The following is a 16,088-nucleotide window of genomic DNA, read 5'->3' on the forward strand; positions in this document are numbered from 1 at the left end:
CCCGGCGGGGCTCAATCGACCGAAGCCGGGCCAGCGGGCGGTGCGGGGTGCTTGATCGCGTTCTTCACCAGCTTGCGCTCGACCGCATCGCGCAGGTCCACGCCGGTGTGGTCGGCCAGTTGCAGCAGATACAGCAGCACATCGGCCATCTCCTCACCCACGCGCTCTTTCTGCGTGGGGTCGGCGGTGAGGTGTTGCGACTGCTCGGGCGTGAGCCACTGAAACAGCTCCTGCAGCTCGGCCGCCTCCACCATCAGCGCCATGGCCAGGTTCTTGGGCGTGTGGTACGGCTGCCATTGGCGGGCGGCGGCAAAGGCGCGCAGGCGCTGCTGCAGGTCAGCAAGGTCCAGCGTCATGCCACGCCCCTGGCGCCGCCAGCGAACTGCAGAACGTAAACACTATGCATTTCATAGCTGCTTGCACTTGATTCACTAGCACTACAGGGCATTTTTATGCTCATAGCGGCGTCACGGGCGCCTCGCCCGCCAGGTGGCGGCGGGCGTTTTCCATGAAGCGGTCCACCGAGTTCTGCACCGCCTCGGGTGACCAGCCTGCCACATGGGGCGTGAGTACTACGTTGTCCAGGCCCAGCAGCTCGGCCGGGGGCAAGGGTTCGCTCTCGTACACATCCAGGCCCGCAGCGGCAAGGCGGCCTTCGCGCAGCGCGGCGGCCAAGGCGGCGGTGTCGATGACGCTGCCGCGTGCGATGTTGACCACCACGCCACGCGGGCCCAGCGCGTTGAGCACCGTAGCGTTGACCAAGTGCTTGGTGCCCGCGCCGCCGGGCGTGGCGACGACGAGAAAGTCCGCCCACTCGGCCAGCGCCGTCACATCGGCAAAGTAGCGGTATGGCACATCGGTGCGGGCGCTGCGGTTGTGATAGCCCACCTCGATCTCGAAGCCCAGCGCGCGCTGCGCAATCTTCTTGCCGATGGTGCCCAGGCCGATGATGCCCAGGCGCTTGTGCGAGACGTTGGGGGGCAGCGGCAGGGCCGTGCGCCACACACCTGCGCGCGTGGCCTTGTCCAGCGGCAGGATGCGGCGCTGCGCGGCGATCAGCAGGCCCCAGGTGTGGTCGGCCACGCAGTCGTCGTTGGTGCCAGCACCCGTAGCCACCACGATGCCACGGGCCTTGGCGTAGTCCACCGCCACGCTCTCGTAACCGGCGCCGAGCGCGCAGATGAGCGTGAGCGCAGGCAAGGTATCGATCTGCGCAGGGCTCAGGCCCACGGCACCGATGGTGAGCACCACCCGCACACGGCCGCCGTGCTGCGCAATGGCGGTTGCTGCCTGGGCGGCGTCGGGGGCGTAGATCACCTCGAAGGTCTGCGCCATTTGGGCGATGTGCTCTTCAGACAGGAACATGAGGGCGAGGAGGACAGGCTTCATGGGTCAAATATCGAGATAGAAAAAGAGAGAAATGCGGGTACGCCTCAAGCGGCCGCGTCGCTTTGCTGGAGGGACCACATGCTCGCGTAGCGCCCCCCCAGGGCCAGCAACTGTGCGTGCGTCCCGCGCTCGATGATGCGGCCGGCGTCCATGACCAGGATCTCGTGCGCGTCCACCACCGTGGACAGGCGGTGCGCGATCACCAGCGTGGTCTTGTTCTGCGCCACCCCCTGCAGCTCGGCCTGGATGGCGCGTTCGTTGGCGGAGTCCAGCGCGCTGGTAGCCTCGTCAAAGATCAGGATGGGCGGGTTCTTGAGCAACGTGCGCGCAATCGCCACGCGCTGCTTTTCGCCGCCCGAGAGCTTGAGCCCCCGCTCGCCCACCATGGTGGCGTAGCCCTTGGGGGTGCTCGCGATGAAGTCGTGGATGCGCGCGGCGCGGGCGGCAGATTCGATCTCATCCTGGCTGGCGCCGGGGCGGCCATAGGCGATGTTGTAGGCCACGGTGTCGTTGAACAGCACGGTGTCCTGCGGCACGATGCCAATGGCCTGGCGCACGCTGGCCTGCGTCACGCTGCGGATCTCCTGCCCCGCGATGGTGATGCGGCCCTGCTGGATGTCGTAGAAGCGGAACAGCAGCCGTGCCAGAGTGCTCTTGCCCGAGCCCGAGGGCCCGACCACCGCCACCGTCTTGCCTGCCGGAATCTCGAAACTGATGCCTTGCAGGATGGTGCGCCCGCCTTTGGGGTCATAGGCAAACACCACATCCTCGAAGCGCACGGTGGGCTGGTCCAGCCCGGCCAGAGGCTGCGCGCCGGGGGCGTCGGCCACCTCGCGCTCTTTGTCCATCAGCGTGAACATCTTGTCCAGGTCGGTCAGGCTCTGCTTGATCTCGCGGTAGATCACGCCAAGAAAGTTGAGCGGGATGTAGAGCTGGATCATGAACGCGTTGACCATGACCAGGTCGCCCAGCGTCATGCGCCCATCGACCACGCCCTGCGTGGCGCGCCAGAGCATGGCCACCAGGCCCACGGCGATGATGAGCTGCTGGCCGGTGTTGAGCATGGACAGCGTGGTCTGGCTCTTCAGCCGCGCGCGGCGCAGGCGCTCCAGGCTCTCGTCGTAGCGGCGCGCCTCGAAGCTTTCGTTGTTGAAGTATTTGACGGTTTCGTAGTTGAGCAGCGAATCCACGGCCTTGGAGTGCGCCGCCGAGTCGAACTCGTTGGCCTCACGGCGGAACTTGGTGCGCCACTCGGTCACCAGCACGGTGTAGGCGATATACAGCACCAGCGCGGTGAGTGTGATCCAGGCAAACCACGCGTCGAACTTCACGGCCAGCACGCTCAACACCAAAATCACTTCGATGAGCGTGGCAAACACGTTGAACAGCGAGAACGAAATCAGCGACTCGATGCCGCGCACCCCGCGCTCGATGTCGCGCGTCATGCCACCGGTCTGGCGCTCCAGGTGAAAGCGCAGGCTCAGCGCGTGCAGGTGCTCAAAGGTCTGCAGCGCAATCGAGCGCGCCGCGCCCTGCGTGGCCTTGGCGAACACCAGTTCGCGCAGCTCGGTGAACAGCGACGTGGACAGCCGCAGCGCGCCATAGGCCACCAGAAGCCCCACCGGCACCACCAGCAGCGCGGCAGGGTCGCCCGGCTTCAGGCTCATGGCATCGACCAGCGTCTTGAGCAGGATGGGCACGCCCACATTGGCAAGCTTGGCGCCCACCATGAAGACGATGGCGGCAATCACGCGCCATTTGTATTGCCACAGATAGGGCAGAAGCCGGTGCAGGGTGGCCCAGTCCGATTGGACGGGCACGGGGCTGGCGGCCGCGCCATGGGGGGTGGCACCGGGCGCAGTAGGGGCGGTTTCGCCGTGGTGGCGCATGGGGGACAATTCCGGTTGCTGTTGTTTTTACCGACCCGGCTGATGCCAAGGTGGTTTTTGCGGGCGAGCCGCTTGTGAAACCCCAGGTTCCTCCAAGAATTGGCTCAGCCCCAACCGAGATTGTGCCCATGTCTGCCGTTTTCAGCCCACCACCCGCCGCATTACCCAACGACAAGGAACTGGTGCTCAAGGTCATCCCCATGCCTGCGGATACCAATGGCAACGGCGATATTTTTGGGGGCTGGGTGATGGCGCAGGTGGACTTGGCGGGCTCCGTGCTGCCAGCGCGCTACATGCAGGGCCGCATGGCCACGGTGGCGGTCAATGAGTTCATCTTCAAGCAGCCTGTGCGCGTGGGCGACATCCTGTCGTTCTTCTCGGCCATCACGCGGGTGGGCAACACCTCGGTCACGGTGGAGGTGGAGGTGTATGCCGAGCGTTTTGCCGACCAGGGCCGCTATGTCAAGGTGACAGAGGCGCGCCTGACTTACGTGGCCATCGACGACCAGGGCAGGCCGCGCCCGGTGCCCAAGCACGACGCGCCGGCGTAATCAAATGAGCGGGCGAGCGGGAATGCCCGGCCGCGCCTGCCCGCGCGCCCTCCGGCGCGCGTTTTGTCACACCGTCTCAGGCGACCAGCGCAGCCGGCTCAGCCCTCAAGGGCGCTGCGGCCCGCTGCGTGCTGCTGGACGACGACCCGGAGAACCCGGCCTCGATCTCTCCGGCCAGCTGACCGCCCTCTTCCACCACCAGCTTGCCGTATCGGATCTTGCCGTTGACCTTGCCCGAGCTGTAGATCACGAGCTTCTGGCGCACGGTGAGAGAGCCGTTGAATTCGCCGTGGATCTCGGCAATGTCGATCTCGGCCGAGCCCTTGAAGGCACCATGCTCCGATATCTGGATCACGCGCGAATCCATGGTGGCTTCGACCGTGCCTTCCACCACGAGGGTGTCGCAATCGGTGATCTCTACGCCCTTGAGCTTGATGTTCGGCCCCACCGTGAGCTTGCTGCCCGAGCTGTCGCCGGCACTGCTCGACTTGGGGGCCGCCGCAGCAGGCACCGGCTGCACGGGGGCCACGCTGTTGGTCGCAGAGCCCCCCAATACGGAGCCTGAGCTGGTGCTGCTGCGGGGTTGGAACGACTCGGGTTCACGCTTGCCAAAGAAGGGGTTTTGCACGGCCATCAGATCTCCTTGAAAAGAGAGTCATCGTAGGTTTCGTGCCTTGTGAAAGATGCCTTCGTTACGCAAGAACGGTAACCAAACGGTTCGATGGTTGCATGCGCTTGCAGGGCTTGCGGGATCACACATCCCGCCGTTACATCCTGCGGCGCACGCCTCAAGACACGATGTACGCAGCGGCCCCCGCCGACATGATCTGGCCATCCGGCCCGAGAAATTCCATGCGCGTCGTGGCGACACGGGAGCCCAGCCGCAGCACCTGCGCGCGCAGCTCGAAGTGGCTGCCAATGCCCGGGCGCAGGTAGTCGATGCGCAGGTCGATGGTGCCCAGCTTGGCAAAGCGGTGCAGGCGCTGCTCGGGCAGCTCGTCCAGGTGCTTGGCGCCGATCGCGGCCATCACCGCCAGGCCGCCCATGGCGTCGAGCCCCGCGCTGATCACACCTCCGTGGATGCGGTTGTAGGCGTAGTGGCCCACCAGGTCGGGCTTCATGTCGATGCGGCCCGCCACGCCATCGGGCGCCAGGGACGTGATCTTCAGGCCCAGCACCTGATTGAACACAATTTTTTCTTCAAAGATGGACTTGAGCCCGGCAATGAACTCGGGCTCAAAGGCCTGCGGCTGTGAGGGGATGGTTTTGCTCATGGTGTGCGGTGTACGACCCTGCGGGGCACTGCGCCCGCCCGGCCGATGACTCCTGTTTTTATAGCTATCAGTGCTTGATACACCGGCGCCTTCAGGCATTCTGACCTAAAAATGGCCATGGCGCCCTTGCCCCGCGCTGAAACGCACGGCGCCACACAAGGCCTCTGCCAGGCATTCGCGGCCGCCCGTCCACTCCTGCAACAAAGCCTGCTGCAAGGGCAGCCCCTCTGCCGCGAGCGCACTGGCGCGGTCAGCGCGCAGGGTGGCCTGCGGAAAGGCAGCCAGCTGGCGGGCCAGCACCAGTGCTGCCTCCAGCGCCTGCCCGCAAGGCACCACGCGGTTGCACAACCCCAGGCGCAGGGCCTCGGCCGACTCCACCTTGCGCCCCGTCAGGATCAGGTCCAGCGCGTGCGACAGCCCGATGAGGCGCGGCAGGCGCACCGTGCCGCCGTCGATGAGCGGCACGCCAAACCGGCGGCAGAACACGCCCATGTAGGCGTCCTCGGCCATCACGCGCAGGTCGCACCACAACGCCAGCTCCATGCCGCCAGCCACGGCAGCGCCCTCAATGGCTGCGATCACGGGCTTGGAGAGTTGCAAGCGGCTGGGGCCCATGGGACCAAGAGGCTGGGCCTCGCCCGGCGAAAAATCCAACCCCTCGGCCAAAGCCTCGGGCGACACGCCCTGCGCCTGCAGGCGCGCGCCCGACTGCAGATCCCACCCCGCACAAAAATGCCCGCCCGCGCCGTGGAATACAGCCACGTCCGCGTTGTCATCCTGGTCGAACGCGACGAACGCAGCGTGCAAGGTCTGCGCTGTGGCGGCATCCACCGCGTTGCGCACATCGGGGCGGTGCAATGTCACCAGCGTGACACGACCCTGGGTCTCTACCTGTATGGACATGGGTTCTCCTCGTGCGCTGAATCCGGGTGGATAGGACGCAACCCTTATTGCGCCCCACCACGCACTGCGTCAATATGCGCCGCTGCCGACCGGCAGTCGCTCATCAGGGTTAGCCCCGAGTGCGGTATGCGCCGGGCACGTGCACCATTATTTATGCAAAGCAATCGCTTTGTAAAAATATTCTGCAGGTCTTGTGCCCCCAGGGTTTCACAAAGTGCGTGCTGCCAGTCACCACACGCTTTGCGCCCACCGGCTCAGGTCTCAATCTGGAGAGCCAGTGTGCAATTTGTGCAACTGTTGATCAGCGGTGTCTCCCAGGGGTGCATCTACGGCCTGATCGCTCTGGGCTTTGTGCTCATCTACAAGGCCACGGAGACCGTGAGCTTCGCCCAGGGCGAACTCATGATGCTCGGCGCCTTCTGCGGGCTGGCACTCATGACGGTGCTGGGCTTTCCCTTCTGGGTGGCGGTGCTCGCCAGCATCCTGGCCATGGGCTGCTTTGGCGTAGTGCTGGAGCGCGCCGTGATCCGCCCCATCCTCGGCCAGCCCGCGTTTTCCATCGTCATGCTCACCATCGGCATCGGCTACGTGCTGCGCGGGCTGGTGACCATGATCCCCAACATCGGCACCGAGACGCACACGCTGCCCGTGCCCTACAAGGACCTGTCGTTTCGCCTCGGTGCGCTGGTGCTCAACGCCGAGCAGCTGGTGGTGATTGGCGCCACGGGCGTGCTGTGCGTGCTGCTGTTCGCCATGTTCCGCTACAGCAAGCTGGGCATTGCCATGCAGGCGTCGTCGCAGAACCAGCTGGCCGCCTATTACATGGGCATTCCGGTGCAGCGGCTCAACGGCCTGGCCTGGGGCCTGGCCGCTGCGGTGGCGGCGGTGGCGGGCCTGCTGCTGGCGCCCATCACCTTCGTGCACGCCAACATGGGGCTGATCGGCCTCAAGGCCTTCCCGGCCGCCGTGGTGGGCGGCTTTGGCAGCCTGCCCGGCGCCATCGTCGGCGGACTGGTGATCGGCATCGTCGAATCGCTCTCGGGCTTCTACCTGCCCGATGGGTTCAAGGACACGGCCGCGTACATCGTGGTGCTGATCATGCTGATGGTCAAACCCAACGGGCTATTCGGCGAAAAGCTACGGAAGAAGGTCTGAAGGACAAACATGCGTTTCATCTTCAAGACCTCGTACGCGCAAGACATCCGCCTCGCCAAGCATGGCGGACATGTGTTCTGGTACAGCCTGCTGTGCCTGGCCCTCGTCGCCGCACCCTGGGTGGCGCCCGAATACTGGCTGGCTCAGCTCACCTTTGTGCTCATCTACGCCATCGTGGGCCTGGGACTGATGCTGCTGGCGGGCTTCACCGGCTTGTTCTCGCTGGGGCACGCTGCATTCCTCGGCGTGGGGGCGTATACACAGGCCGTGCTCACGGGCATGGGCTGGCCGTTTGCGCTGTCGCTGGCCTGCGCAGCGGGGCTGTCTGCCGCTGTGGGCGTGGTGGTGGGTCTGCCCGCGCTGCGCGTGAAGGGCATCTACCTGGGCATGGCCACGCTTTCGTTCGGCTTCATTGTGGAAGAGGTGTTTGCGCGCTGGGAGTCGGTCACGGGCGGCAACTCCGGCAAGCACCTGGTGCCGCCGCAGATTGGGGGCTATTCGTTCGAATCCACCGAGTCGTTCTACTTCTTGTGCCTGGTGATTGCAGTGGTCAGCACCCTCGCCATCCTGAACCTGCTGCGCTCGCCCACGGGCCGCGCGTTTGTCGCTATCCGTGATTCAGAGATTTCGGCACAGAGCATGGGTATCCACCTCGCGCGCTACAAAACGCTGTCGTTCTCCATATCAGCCGCGCTCGCAGGCATCGGCGGGGCGTTGTACGCGCACAAGCTGCAGTTCATCTCACCCGATCAGTTCAACATCCTGCAGTCCATCGACCTGCTGCTGATGATCGTGATCGGCGGGCTGGGCTCAGTGCACGGCGCCTTCCTGGGCGCGATCTTCCTGATCGCCATGCCGCAGCTCATCTCCCTGGGCAAGGACTGGTTGCCAGACTCCATCGGCCAGTCGCCTGGCCTGCAGGCTGTGGTGTACGGCGTCGTTCTGATTGCGTTTGTGCTGTTCGAGCCCATGGGCTTGTACGGCCGCTGGCTCAAGGTGCGCACCTGGCTGCAGATGTTCCCGTTCTACCGCAAGGGCCTGTTCAAGCGGCAGAAGTCCTTTCAAAAATCCGACAGGTTGAAATGACAGCGATGACCAACGAAGTCCTGCTTTCGGCCCAGAACCTCAGCGTGCGCTTTGGCGGCGTGCTGGCGGTCAACAACGTGAGCTTTGACGTGCGGCGCGGCGAGGTGTTCACCCTCATCGGGCCCAATGGCGCGGGCAAGACCACGGTGTTCAACCTCATCAGCCGCATCTACACGCCCACCACCGGCACCATTGCCTATGCGGGCCCCGGCGGCGCCATGCTGCCGCTCACTGACCAGCCGCCCCACAAGGTGGCGGGCCTGAGCATTGCGCGTACCTTCCAGAACATCGAGCTGTTTGAGCACGCGAGCGTCCTGCACAACCTGCTGATCGGCCGCCATACGCGGCAGCACAGCAGCCTGTGGGCCGAGATGTTCTTTACCCGTAAGGTGCGCGAAGGCGAGATCCTGGCGCGCGAAAAGGCCGAGCAAATCATCGACTTTCTCGACCTGCAGCACTACCGTGACACCATGGTGGCCGGCCTGCCCTACGGCGTGCGCAAGGTGGTGGAGCTCGCGCGCGCGCTGTGCACCGAGCCGCAGCTGCTGCTGCTCGACGAGCCCTCTTCGGGCCTGAACGTGGAAGAGACCGACGACATGGCCTTCTGGATCCAGGACATCCAGCACGAGCTGGGCATCACGGTGCTGATGGTGGAACACGACATGTCGCTGGTCTCCAAGGTATCCGACCGCGTGCTGGCCATGAACCAGGGCGAGGTGGTGGCTATGGGCACGCCGCGCGAGGTGCAAACGCACCCAGGGGTGATCGAGGCCTATCTGGGCACCATCGACGATGTGAGCAACCTGCGCCGCCCAGCGGGTTCCAGCATGGGAGTCCGCACATGAGCGCCGTGCTGTCCACCCCCGCCACCAGCCCGGCAGCCAGCGCCGCCGACCAGCCCCTGCTGCGCCTGCAGAACGTGGAGAGCGCATATGGCCCCATCAAGGCCATCCGGGGCGTGAGCCTGCAGGTGCGGCGCGGCGAGATCGCCGCCGTGCTGGGCAGCAACGGCGCGGGCAAGACCACCATCCTGAAGACCATCAGCGGCATCATCGACCCGCGCAAGGGCTCCATCGAATTCGCGGGCGCCGACATCACTGCCAACGACCCGGCAGCCATCGTGCGCCGGGGCCTGATGCACGTGCCCGAGGGGCGCGAGGTGTTCCCGCTGCTGTCGGTGCGCGACAACCTGCTAATGGGAGCCTATACGCGCGCCGACAAGGACGCGGTGGCGCGCGACATCGAAACCGTGTTCGGCTACTTCCCCATCCTGAAGGAGCGCGCCGCGCAGGACGCGGGCCTGCTCTCGGGAGGGCAGCAGCAGATGCTCGCGATCTCGCGTGCGCTCATGGCCAACCCCGAACTCATCCTGCTCGACGAGCCCAGCCTGGGCCTGTCCCCCAAGCTCACCAAGGAGATCTTCGAGATCGTGGTGCGCATCAACCGTGAGCGCGGCACCACCATCCTGCTGGTGGAGCAGAACGCCAACATGGCGCTCAACGCATCGGACTACGGCTATGTGCTGGAGAACGGCCGCATCGTGATGGAAGACAGCTGCGAGCGCCTGCGCGAGAAGGACGACATCAAGGAGTTCTACCTTGGGATGAAAGATGTCGGCGTGCGCGGAGAGCGGCGCTGGAAGAAAAAGAAGACCTGGAGATAAGCGCAAATGTCTAACCTCTGGGACCTCAATCACATCCAGCCCGCAGGCACCGACGTGCTGGCGGGCGACACCATCGCCGCCATGTTCTGGAACGCCGTGGCCGAGCGTGGCCCGCGCGTGTGGATGCGCCAGAAGGAGCTGGGCATCTGGAAGAGCTGGACCTGGGACCAGACGGCCGAAGCCGTGCGGGAGATTGCGGGCGGCCTGATGTCGCTGGGGTTTGCGCCGGGCGAATGCGCATCCATCCTGTCCAACACCAACATCGAATGGGTGCTGGCCGACCTGGCCGTGCTGAGTTGTGGCGGCGTGGCCAATGGCATCTACCCCACTGACGCGGCGGCGCAGGTGCACTACCTGAGCGAAGACTCTCGCACCACCGTGCTGTTCGTGGAAGACGATGAACAGCTCGACAAGGCCTTGGAAGTGCGCAGCAGCCTGCCCCTGCTGCGCAAGGTGGTGGTGTTCGACATGGAAGGCCTGCGCAGCCTGAACGACCCCGATGTGCTGAGCCTTGCGGGCCTGCGCGAGCTGGGCAGGGCCTGGAATACACAACACCCCGACGCGCTGATGCAGCGCGTCAAGGCCTGCCGACCCGAAGACCTGGCCATCCTGGTCTACACCTCGGGCACCACCGGCAAGCCCAAGGGTGCCATGCACACGCACGCCGCGCTTACCTACACCGTGCGCGGCTACAACACGCTGATCTCGCGCAGTGAGGCCGACGAGACCATGTGTTTTCTGCCGCTGTGTCACATCGCCGAGCGCATGGGGGGCGAATACTTCTCGCTCTACACCGGCGCGCGCCTGAACTTTGTGGAGAACCCCGACACCGTGCCCGAGAACGTGCGAGAGATCGCACCCACGGTGTTCACCGCCGTCCCCCGGGTGTGGGAGAAGTTCTATTCGGGCGTGATGATCGCGCTCAAGGAATCCACGCGCATGCAGCAGGCGGCCTATGCCTGGTCGATTGGCGTGGGCACCCGCATCGCTGACTTGGTGCTGGCCGGACAGCCGGTGGGCGGTTTGCTGAAGGCGCAGTTCATGCTGGCGCGCTTTCTGGCGCTCAACAATGTGCGCAAGCTCATCGGCATCCACCGTGCGCGCTTTCTGGTCACAGGCGCAGCGCCCATTTCGCCCGATCTGGTGAAGTGGTACCTGGCGCTGGGTGTGCCCATGCTGGAGGTGTGGGGCATGACCGAGACCTGCGGAGCCTCCACCGGTGTGCCGGCCAGCCGCATCAAACCCGGCTCCATCGGCCCCGCGGCCAGCTACAACGAGGTGCGCATCGACCCCGCCACGGGAGAAATCCTGGTGCGTGGCCCCAATGTGTTCAAGGGCTACCTCAACCAGCCCGAGAAAACCGCCGAAACCATCGACCCCGAAGGTTGGCTGCACACGGGCGATGTGGGCCTGATCGACGCTGATGGCTACCTGCGCATCACCGACCGCATGAAGGACATCATCATCACGGCGGGCGGCAAGAACATCACGCCGAGCGAGCTGGAGAACGAACTCAAGTTCAGCCCCTACATCACCGATGCGGTGGTGATTGGCGACAAGCTGCCCTACCTCACGGTGATCATCATGATCGACCAGGAGAACGTGGAGAAGTACGCACAGGACAACGACGTGCCGTTCTCCAACTACGCCAGCCTAACCCGCACGCGCGAGGTGCAGGAGCTGATCCAGGCCGAGATTGACCGCGTCAATGCCAAGTTCGCCCGCGTGGAGCAGATCAAGAAGTTCTTCCTGCTCGACACCCAGCTCACAGCCGAGGATGAAGAGCTGACACCCACCATGAAGCTCAAGCGCAAGCTGGTGCAGCAGAAGTACGCACCGCAGATTGAGGCGATGTACCGGTAGGTGCGCACGTCACGCAACCACAGGCCACGCCCATCAGGATAGGGAAAGTGCTGGTGCCCCACCCCGGGCATCGTTCTATAACGAGCGATCGTTTTTGTTTCGATCCAACCGAAGGAGACGTGCCATGAAGTTTCATCACATCGCCGCGCTGGCCCTCGTGGCCATGGCCGGTGCCTCCGCCCAGGCGCAGCCCAGCCAGGGCGTGAGCAAGGACACCATCACGCTGGGCTCCATCCAGGATCTGTCGGGCCCGCTGGCGGGGTTTGGCAAGCAGGTGCGGCTGGGCATGATGCTGCGCGTGGACGAGGCCAACGAGCAAGGCGGCGTGAATGGCCGCAAGCTGGACCTGAAGGTGGAAGACTCGGGCTACGACCCCAAGAAAGCCGTGCTGGCTGCGCAAAAGCTCGTGAACCAGGACAAGATCTTCATGATGATTGCGCACATCGGCACGGCGCAGAACCTGGCCGCCATGCCCGTGCAGTTCAGCAAGAACGTGATCAACTTCTTCCCCGTCACCGCTGCACGGGAAATGTACGAACCCTTCCACAAGCTCAAGTATTCGTTTGCCGCCACGTACTACGACCAGATCCGCCTGGCCGCGCCTAAGCTCATCAAGGAAAAAGGCGCCAAGAAGGTCTGCACCATCTACCAGGACGATGAGTTTGGTCTGGAAGTGATGCGCGGCGGCGAGGCGGCACTCAAGTCCATGGGCATGGACTTCACCGAGAAGACCTCGTACAAGCGCGGCGCCACCGACTTCTCTTCACAGGTCGCCAAGATGAAGTCGTCCGAATGCGACTTCGTGATCCTGGGCACCATCATCCGCGAGACCATCGGCACGATTGGCGAGGCGCGCAAGACGGGCTTCAACCCCACCTTCCTGGGCTCCAGCGCCGCCTACACCGACCTCATCCACAAGCTGGGCGGCAGGCCCATGGATGGGCTGTACGCCACCATGACGGTGCAACACCCCTACCTGGATGAAGCCAGCCAGCCCATCCGTTTCTGGGCCAACAAGTACAAGACCAAGTTCAACGAAGACCCCACCGTGTTCTCGGTCTACGGCTACAACGCCATCGACGCCTTCATCAAGGCCGCGCAGAAGGCGGGCCCCAACCTGAGCACCGACAGCTTCATCAAGGCCATGGACACCATGGTGATCCCGCCCGACATGTTCGGCAGCGCCGAGGGCACCTTTGGCCCGCAAAAGCGCCTGGGCAGCGACCTCTCGCGCCTGTCGCAGATCCAGGACGGCAAATGGAAGGTGGTCTCCGACTACGTCAAGCCATGAGCGCCTGAACCACCTCCATCAAGCCGCCTTCGGGCGGCTTTTGCGTTTCAGGGGGTGCATCCGGGCTCAGTCAGTGGCAGAATTTAACCAAGCAGTAACTTTGCATAAATAACCTGGTTGCCCCACCATGATCGAACGCACCCTCTTCCAGCCCGACCACCAGGCCTTTGCTGACAGCTTTCGCCGCTTTATCGAGAAGGAAGTAACGCCCCACCATGCCGACTGGGAAGACCAGGGCTACGTGGCCCGCGAGGTGTGGAGCCAGGCAGGCGCTCATGGCTTTCTGTGCATGAGCCTTCCCGAGGAATACGGCGGCGCCGGGGCCGACAAGCTGTACTCGGTGGCGCAGATGGAAGAACTGGCGCGCGCCGGCACCACGGGCATCGGCTTTGGCCTGCACAGCGAGATCGTGGCGCCGTACATCCTGCACTACGGCACCGAGACGCAAAAGCAAAAGTACCTGCCGCAGATGGCCAGCGGCGCTGTGGTGGGCGCCATCGCCATGAGCGAGCCCGCTGCAGGCAGCGATCTGCAAGGCATCAAGACCACCGCCATCAAGAGCGCCGACGGCAGCCACTATGTGCTGAACGGCAGCAAGACCTTCATCACCAACGGCTGGCATGCCGACCTGGTGATCGTCGTCGCCAAGACCGACCCGGCTGCGGGCGCCAAGGGCACCAGCCTGTTGCTGGTGGAACGCGGCATGCCGGGCTTTGAAAAAGGCCAGCGCCTCAAGAAGATGGGCATGAAAGCGCAAGACACGTCCGAACTGTTCTTCAACGACGTGAAGGTGCCCACCGAGAATCTGCTGGGCGGCCCCGCCATGGAAGGGCGCGGCTTTATCTGCCTGATGGAGCAGCTGCCCTGGGAGCGCCTGCAGATCGCCATCACCGCCGTGGCCGCAGCCCAGGCTGCCATCGACTGGACGCTGGACTACGTCAAGCAGCGCAAGGTGTTTGGCCAGAGCGTGGCGTCGTTCCAGAACACCCGCCACACCCTGGCCGAGCTGCAAACGCAGGTGCAGGTGGCCCGCGTGTTTGTGGACAAATGCTGTGAGTTGATCGCGCGCGACCAGCTCGACACCGAGACGGCCAGCATGGCCAAGTACTGGACGACCGACCTGCAGTGCAAGGTCATGGACGAATGCGTACAGCTGTTCGGCGGATACGGCTACATGTGGGAATACCCCATCACCCGCGCCTATGCCGACGCCCGCGTGCAGCGCATTTACGGCGGCACCAACGAGATCATGAAAGAGGTGATCGCGCGTGCCATGGGCTTGGGCAAATAGCCGCATGCACCGCGCCATGAGCCACGCAGTGCACAACGCCCGTCACAACGCCCCAGTGGGCGCCGAATGCCGTTACAGATACCAGGCGGCGCGCGCTTCCTCAGGACTGAGGGGTGCACCGGGGCGGCGATCAGTCACATTCAGCCAGGAGCGCACACCCTGGCTGCCGCTCAGCGCGCGCATCAGCAGCAAGCCTGCGCCAATGCCGCGAATGGCTGCCGAGCTGCGGCTGGGCGCCATGAAGGCCGCCACCGCCAGCGCGCTGGATGCGGCGAGAACCACATGGTGCTCCAGCGCAAACCCGTCGCGCGTGTCGTCGTATTCGATGGCGCTGCGCGCGATGCGCTGCAATGCAGGGGATGTATTTCGTTCCATAGCCAGAAATGTAGATAGCAACCGCCGAAAGATAGTGCAAAAACCACTGCACCCGCGTCAGAAAGCACCTTGTAGCGGCGTGGGCCAGCCCAGCTGCCTCACCACGATACCCGTTTGAAGTTTAGAGAAACCACCGGAGACCATTCATGACCGAAGCCTATGTATTCGATGCGCTGCGCACCCCGCGCGGCAAGGGCAAGAAGGACGGCACCCTGCACGAGGTCAAGCCCATCGACCTGCTGGTGGGCCTGCTGACCGAGCTGCAAGCGCGCCACCGCTTTGACACGGCGGCGGTGGACGACGTAGTCATGGGTATCGTCTCGCCCGTGGGCGAACAGGGCTCGGTGCTGCCGAAGGTGGCCGCCCTCAAGGCCGGGTGGGACTTTCGCTGTGCGGGTGTGCAGGTCAACCGTTTCTGCGCCTCGGGCCTGGAGGCGGTGAACCTGGCCGCGCAGAAGGTGCGAAGCGGCTGGGAGGACCTGGTGGTGGCCGGTGGCGTGGAGAGCATGAGCCGCGTGCCCATCGGCTCCGACGGCGGCGCCTGGGCGCAAGACCCTGCTACCAACTCCGCCACGCTGTTCGTGCCGCAGGGCATCGGTGCCGACCTCATCGCCACGCTGGACGGCTACACCCGCGCCGATGTGGACGCCTTCGCCCTCGAATCGCAGCGCCGCGCCACCGCCGCGCGCGCAGCGGGTTACTTCAAGAATTCGGTCGTGCCCGTGCGCGACTTCATCGGCCAGACCATCCTGGCCGAAGACGAATTCATCAAGCCCAAGACCACGCTCGAAGGCCTGGGTGCGCTCAAGGCATCGTTCGAGCAATTGGGCGGCATGGGCTTTGATGCCGTGGCGCTGCAGCGCTACCCGCAGGTGGAGCGCATCCACCACGTGCACCACGCGGGCAACTCATCGGGCATTGTGGACGGCGCTGCCGCTGTGCTCATAGGCAACGAGGCCGCCGCCAAGGCCCACGGCCTCACGCCCCGCGCGCGCATCGTGGCCACGGCACTGAGCGGTGCCGACCCCACCATCATGCTCACAGGCCCCGTGCCCGCCGCCAAGAAGGCACTGGCCCGTGCGGGCATGACCATCGACCAGATCGATCTGTTTGAAGTGAACGAGGCCTTTGCTGCCGTGCCCATGCGCTTCATGCGCGAGCTGGGCGTGCCCCACGACAAGGTCAACGTGAACGGCGGCGCCATTGCCATGGGCCACCCGCTGGGCGCCACGGGCGCCATGATCCTCGGCACCCTGATTGACGAACTGCACCGCCGGGGCCAGCGCTACGGCCTGGCCACGCTGTGCGTGGGCGGCGGCATGGGCATCGCCACCATCGTTGAACGCATCTGAACGGGC

Annotated in this window: 16 protein-coding genes; 9 read left to right on the plus strand and 7 right to left on the minus strand. The window is 64.6% G+C overall.

The genetic code is table 11. From position 1 onward, the window contains the following. Positions 1-11 precede the first annotated feature (11 nt). From ASD94_RS20230 to ASD94_RS20240, 3 genes are all read right to left on the minus strand, one after another. Positions 12-350 carry a nucleotide pyrophosphohydrolase gene (locus ASD94_RS20230; RefSeq protein ID WP_056647634.1) on the minus strand — a complete coding sequence of 113 codons (339 nt, stop codon included), beginning with the start codon at positions 348-350 and terminating at the stop codon, positions 12-14. Positions 351-456: 106 nt separating this feature from the next. Further along, positions 457-1,389: a 2-hydroxyacid dehydrogenase gene (locus tag ASD94_RS20235; protein ID WP_056646866.1), complete on the minus strand. Its 933-nt coding sequence runs from the start codon at positions 1,387-1,389 to the stop codon at positions 457-459. A 44-nt stretch (positions 1,390-1,433) separates the two neighbouring features. Beyond that, the gene (locus ASD94_RS20240; protein ID WP_056646869.1) at positions 1,434-3,278 is read right to left on the minus strand and encodes an ABC transporter ATP-binding protein/permease; all 1,845 of its coding nucleotides are present in this window, start codon (positions 3,276-3,278) and stop codon (positions 1,434-1,436) included. 128 nt (positions 3,279-3,406) lie between these two features. Here ASD94_RS20240 and ASD94_RS20245 point away from each other — a divergent pair, with 128 nt between their 5' ends. Then, positions 3,407-3,829, plus strand: coding sequence for an acyl-CoA thioesterase (locus ASD94_RS20245; protein WP_056646871.1), 423 nt, complete (start codon positions 3,407-3,409; stop codon positions 3,827-3,829). 76 nt (positions 3,830-3,905) lie between these two features. Here ASD94_RS20245 and ASD94_RS20250 read toward each other — a convergent pair whose 3' ends face one another. From ASD94_RS20250 to ASD94_RS20260, 3 genes are all read right to left on the minus strand, one after another. Further along, positions 3,906-4,463, minus strand: a complete 558-nt coding sequence (locus tag ASD94_RS20250) for a polymer-forming cytoskeletal protein (RefSeq protein ID WP_056646874.1) — start codon at positions 4,461-4,463, stop codon at positions 3,906-3,908. A 154-nt stretch (positions 4,464-4,617) separates the two neighbouring features. Next, positions 4,618-5,103, minus strand: coding sequence for a thioesterase family protein (locus ASD94_RS20255; protein WP_056646876.1), 486 nt, complete (start codon positions 5,101-5,103; stop codon positions 4,618-4,620). A gap of 105 nt (positions 5,104-5,208) precedes the next feature. After that, positions 5,209-6,006 carry a crotonase/enoyl-CoA hydratase family protein gene (locus tag ASD94_RS20260; RefSeq protein WP_056646878.1) on the minus strand — a complete coding sequence of 266 codons (798 nt, stop codon included), beginning with the start codon at positions 6,004-6,006 and terminating at the stop codon, positions 5,209-5,211. 279 nt (positions 6,007-6,285) lie between these two features. Between ASD94_RS20260 and ASD94_RS20265 the strand changes: the two genes are divergently transcribed. The 7 genes from ASD94_RS20265 to ASD94_RS20295 all read left to right on the plus strand — a co-directional run bounded on the left by ASD94_RS20265 (position 6,286) and on the right by ASD94_RS20295 (position 14,355). Further along, positions 6,286-7,161: a branched-chain amino acid ABC transporter permease gene (locus ASD94_RS20265; protein WP_056059365.1), complete on the plus strand. Its 876-nt coding sequence runs from the start codon at positions 6,286-6,288 to the stop codon at positions 7,159-7,161. A 9-nt stretch (positions 7,162-7,170) separates the two neighbouring features. After that, positions 7,171-8,247, plus strand: coding sequence for a branched-chain amino acid ABC transporter permease (locus tag ASD94_RS20270; protein ID WP_056646880.1), 1,077 nt, complete (start codon positions 7,171-7,173; stop codon positions 8,245-8,247). A gap of 5 nt (positions 8,248-8,252) precedes the next feature. Beyond that, complete coding sequence (locus tag ASD94_RS20275) at positions 8,253-9,092, plus strand: ABC transporter ATP-binding protein (RefSeq protein ID WP_056646884.1); 840 nt, start codon at positions 8,253-8,255, stop codon at positions 9,090-9,092. Then, positions 9,089-9,910 (plus strand): ABC transporter ATP-binding protein, encoded by an 822-nt coding sequence (locus tag ASD94_RS20280; protein ID WP_056646887.1) that lies wholly within the window; start codon positions 9,089-9,091, stop codon positions 9,908-9,910. Before ASD94_RS20275 ends, ASD94_RS20280 begins: the two co-directional genes overlap by 4 nt. Before the next feature lie 6 nt (positions 9,911-9,916). Then, complete coding sequence (locus ASD94_RS20285) at positions 9,917-11,773, plus strand: long-chain fatty acid--CoA ligase (protein WP_056646890.1); 1,857 nt, start codon at positions 9,917-9,919, stop codon at positions 11,771-11,773. 124 nt (positions 11,774-11,897) lie between these two features. Continuing rightward, positions 11,898-13,064 carry an ABC transporter substrate-binding protein gene (locus ASD94_RS20290; RefSeq protein ID WP_056646893.1) on the plus strand — a complete coding sequence of 389 codons (1,167 nt, stop codon included), beginning with the start codon at positions 11,898-11,900 and terminating at the stop codon, positions 13,062-13,064. Positions 13,065-13,191: 127 nt separating this feature from the next. Then, positions 13,192-14,355, plus strand: a complete 1,164-nt coding sequence (locus ASD94_RS20295; RefSeq protein WP_056646896.1) for an acyl-CoA dehydrogenase family protein — start codon at positions 13,192-13,194, stop codon at positions 14,353-14,355. A 72-nt stretch (positions 14,356-14,427) separates the two neighbouring features. Here the strand turns inward: ASD94_RS20295 and ASD94_RS20300 are convergent, their stop codons facing one another. Next, positions 14,428-14,730, minus strand: a complete 303-nt coding sequence (locus ASD94_RS20300; RefSeq protein WP_233247264.1) for a hypothetical protein — start codon at positions 14,728-14,730, stop codon at positions 14,428-14,430. Positions 14,731-14,876: 146 nt separating this feature from the next. Between ASD94_RS20300 and ASD94_RS20305 the strand changes: the two genes are divergently transcribed. Then, complete coding sequence (locus ASD94_RS20305; RefSeq protein WP_056646902.1) at positions 14,877-16,082, plus strand: acetyl-CoA C-acetyltransferase; 1,206 nt, start codon at positions 14,877-14,879, stop codon at positions 16,080-16,082. Positions 16,083-16,088 lie beyond the last annotated feature (6 nt).

This window comes from Acidovorax sp. Root70 (genome assembly GCF_001428225.1).
Classification (GTDB): domain Bacteria; phylum Pseudomonadota; class Gammaproteobacteria; order Burkholderiales; family Burkholderiaceae_C; genus Acidovorax.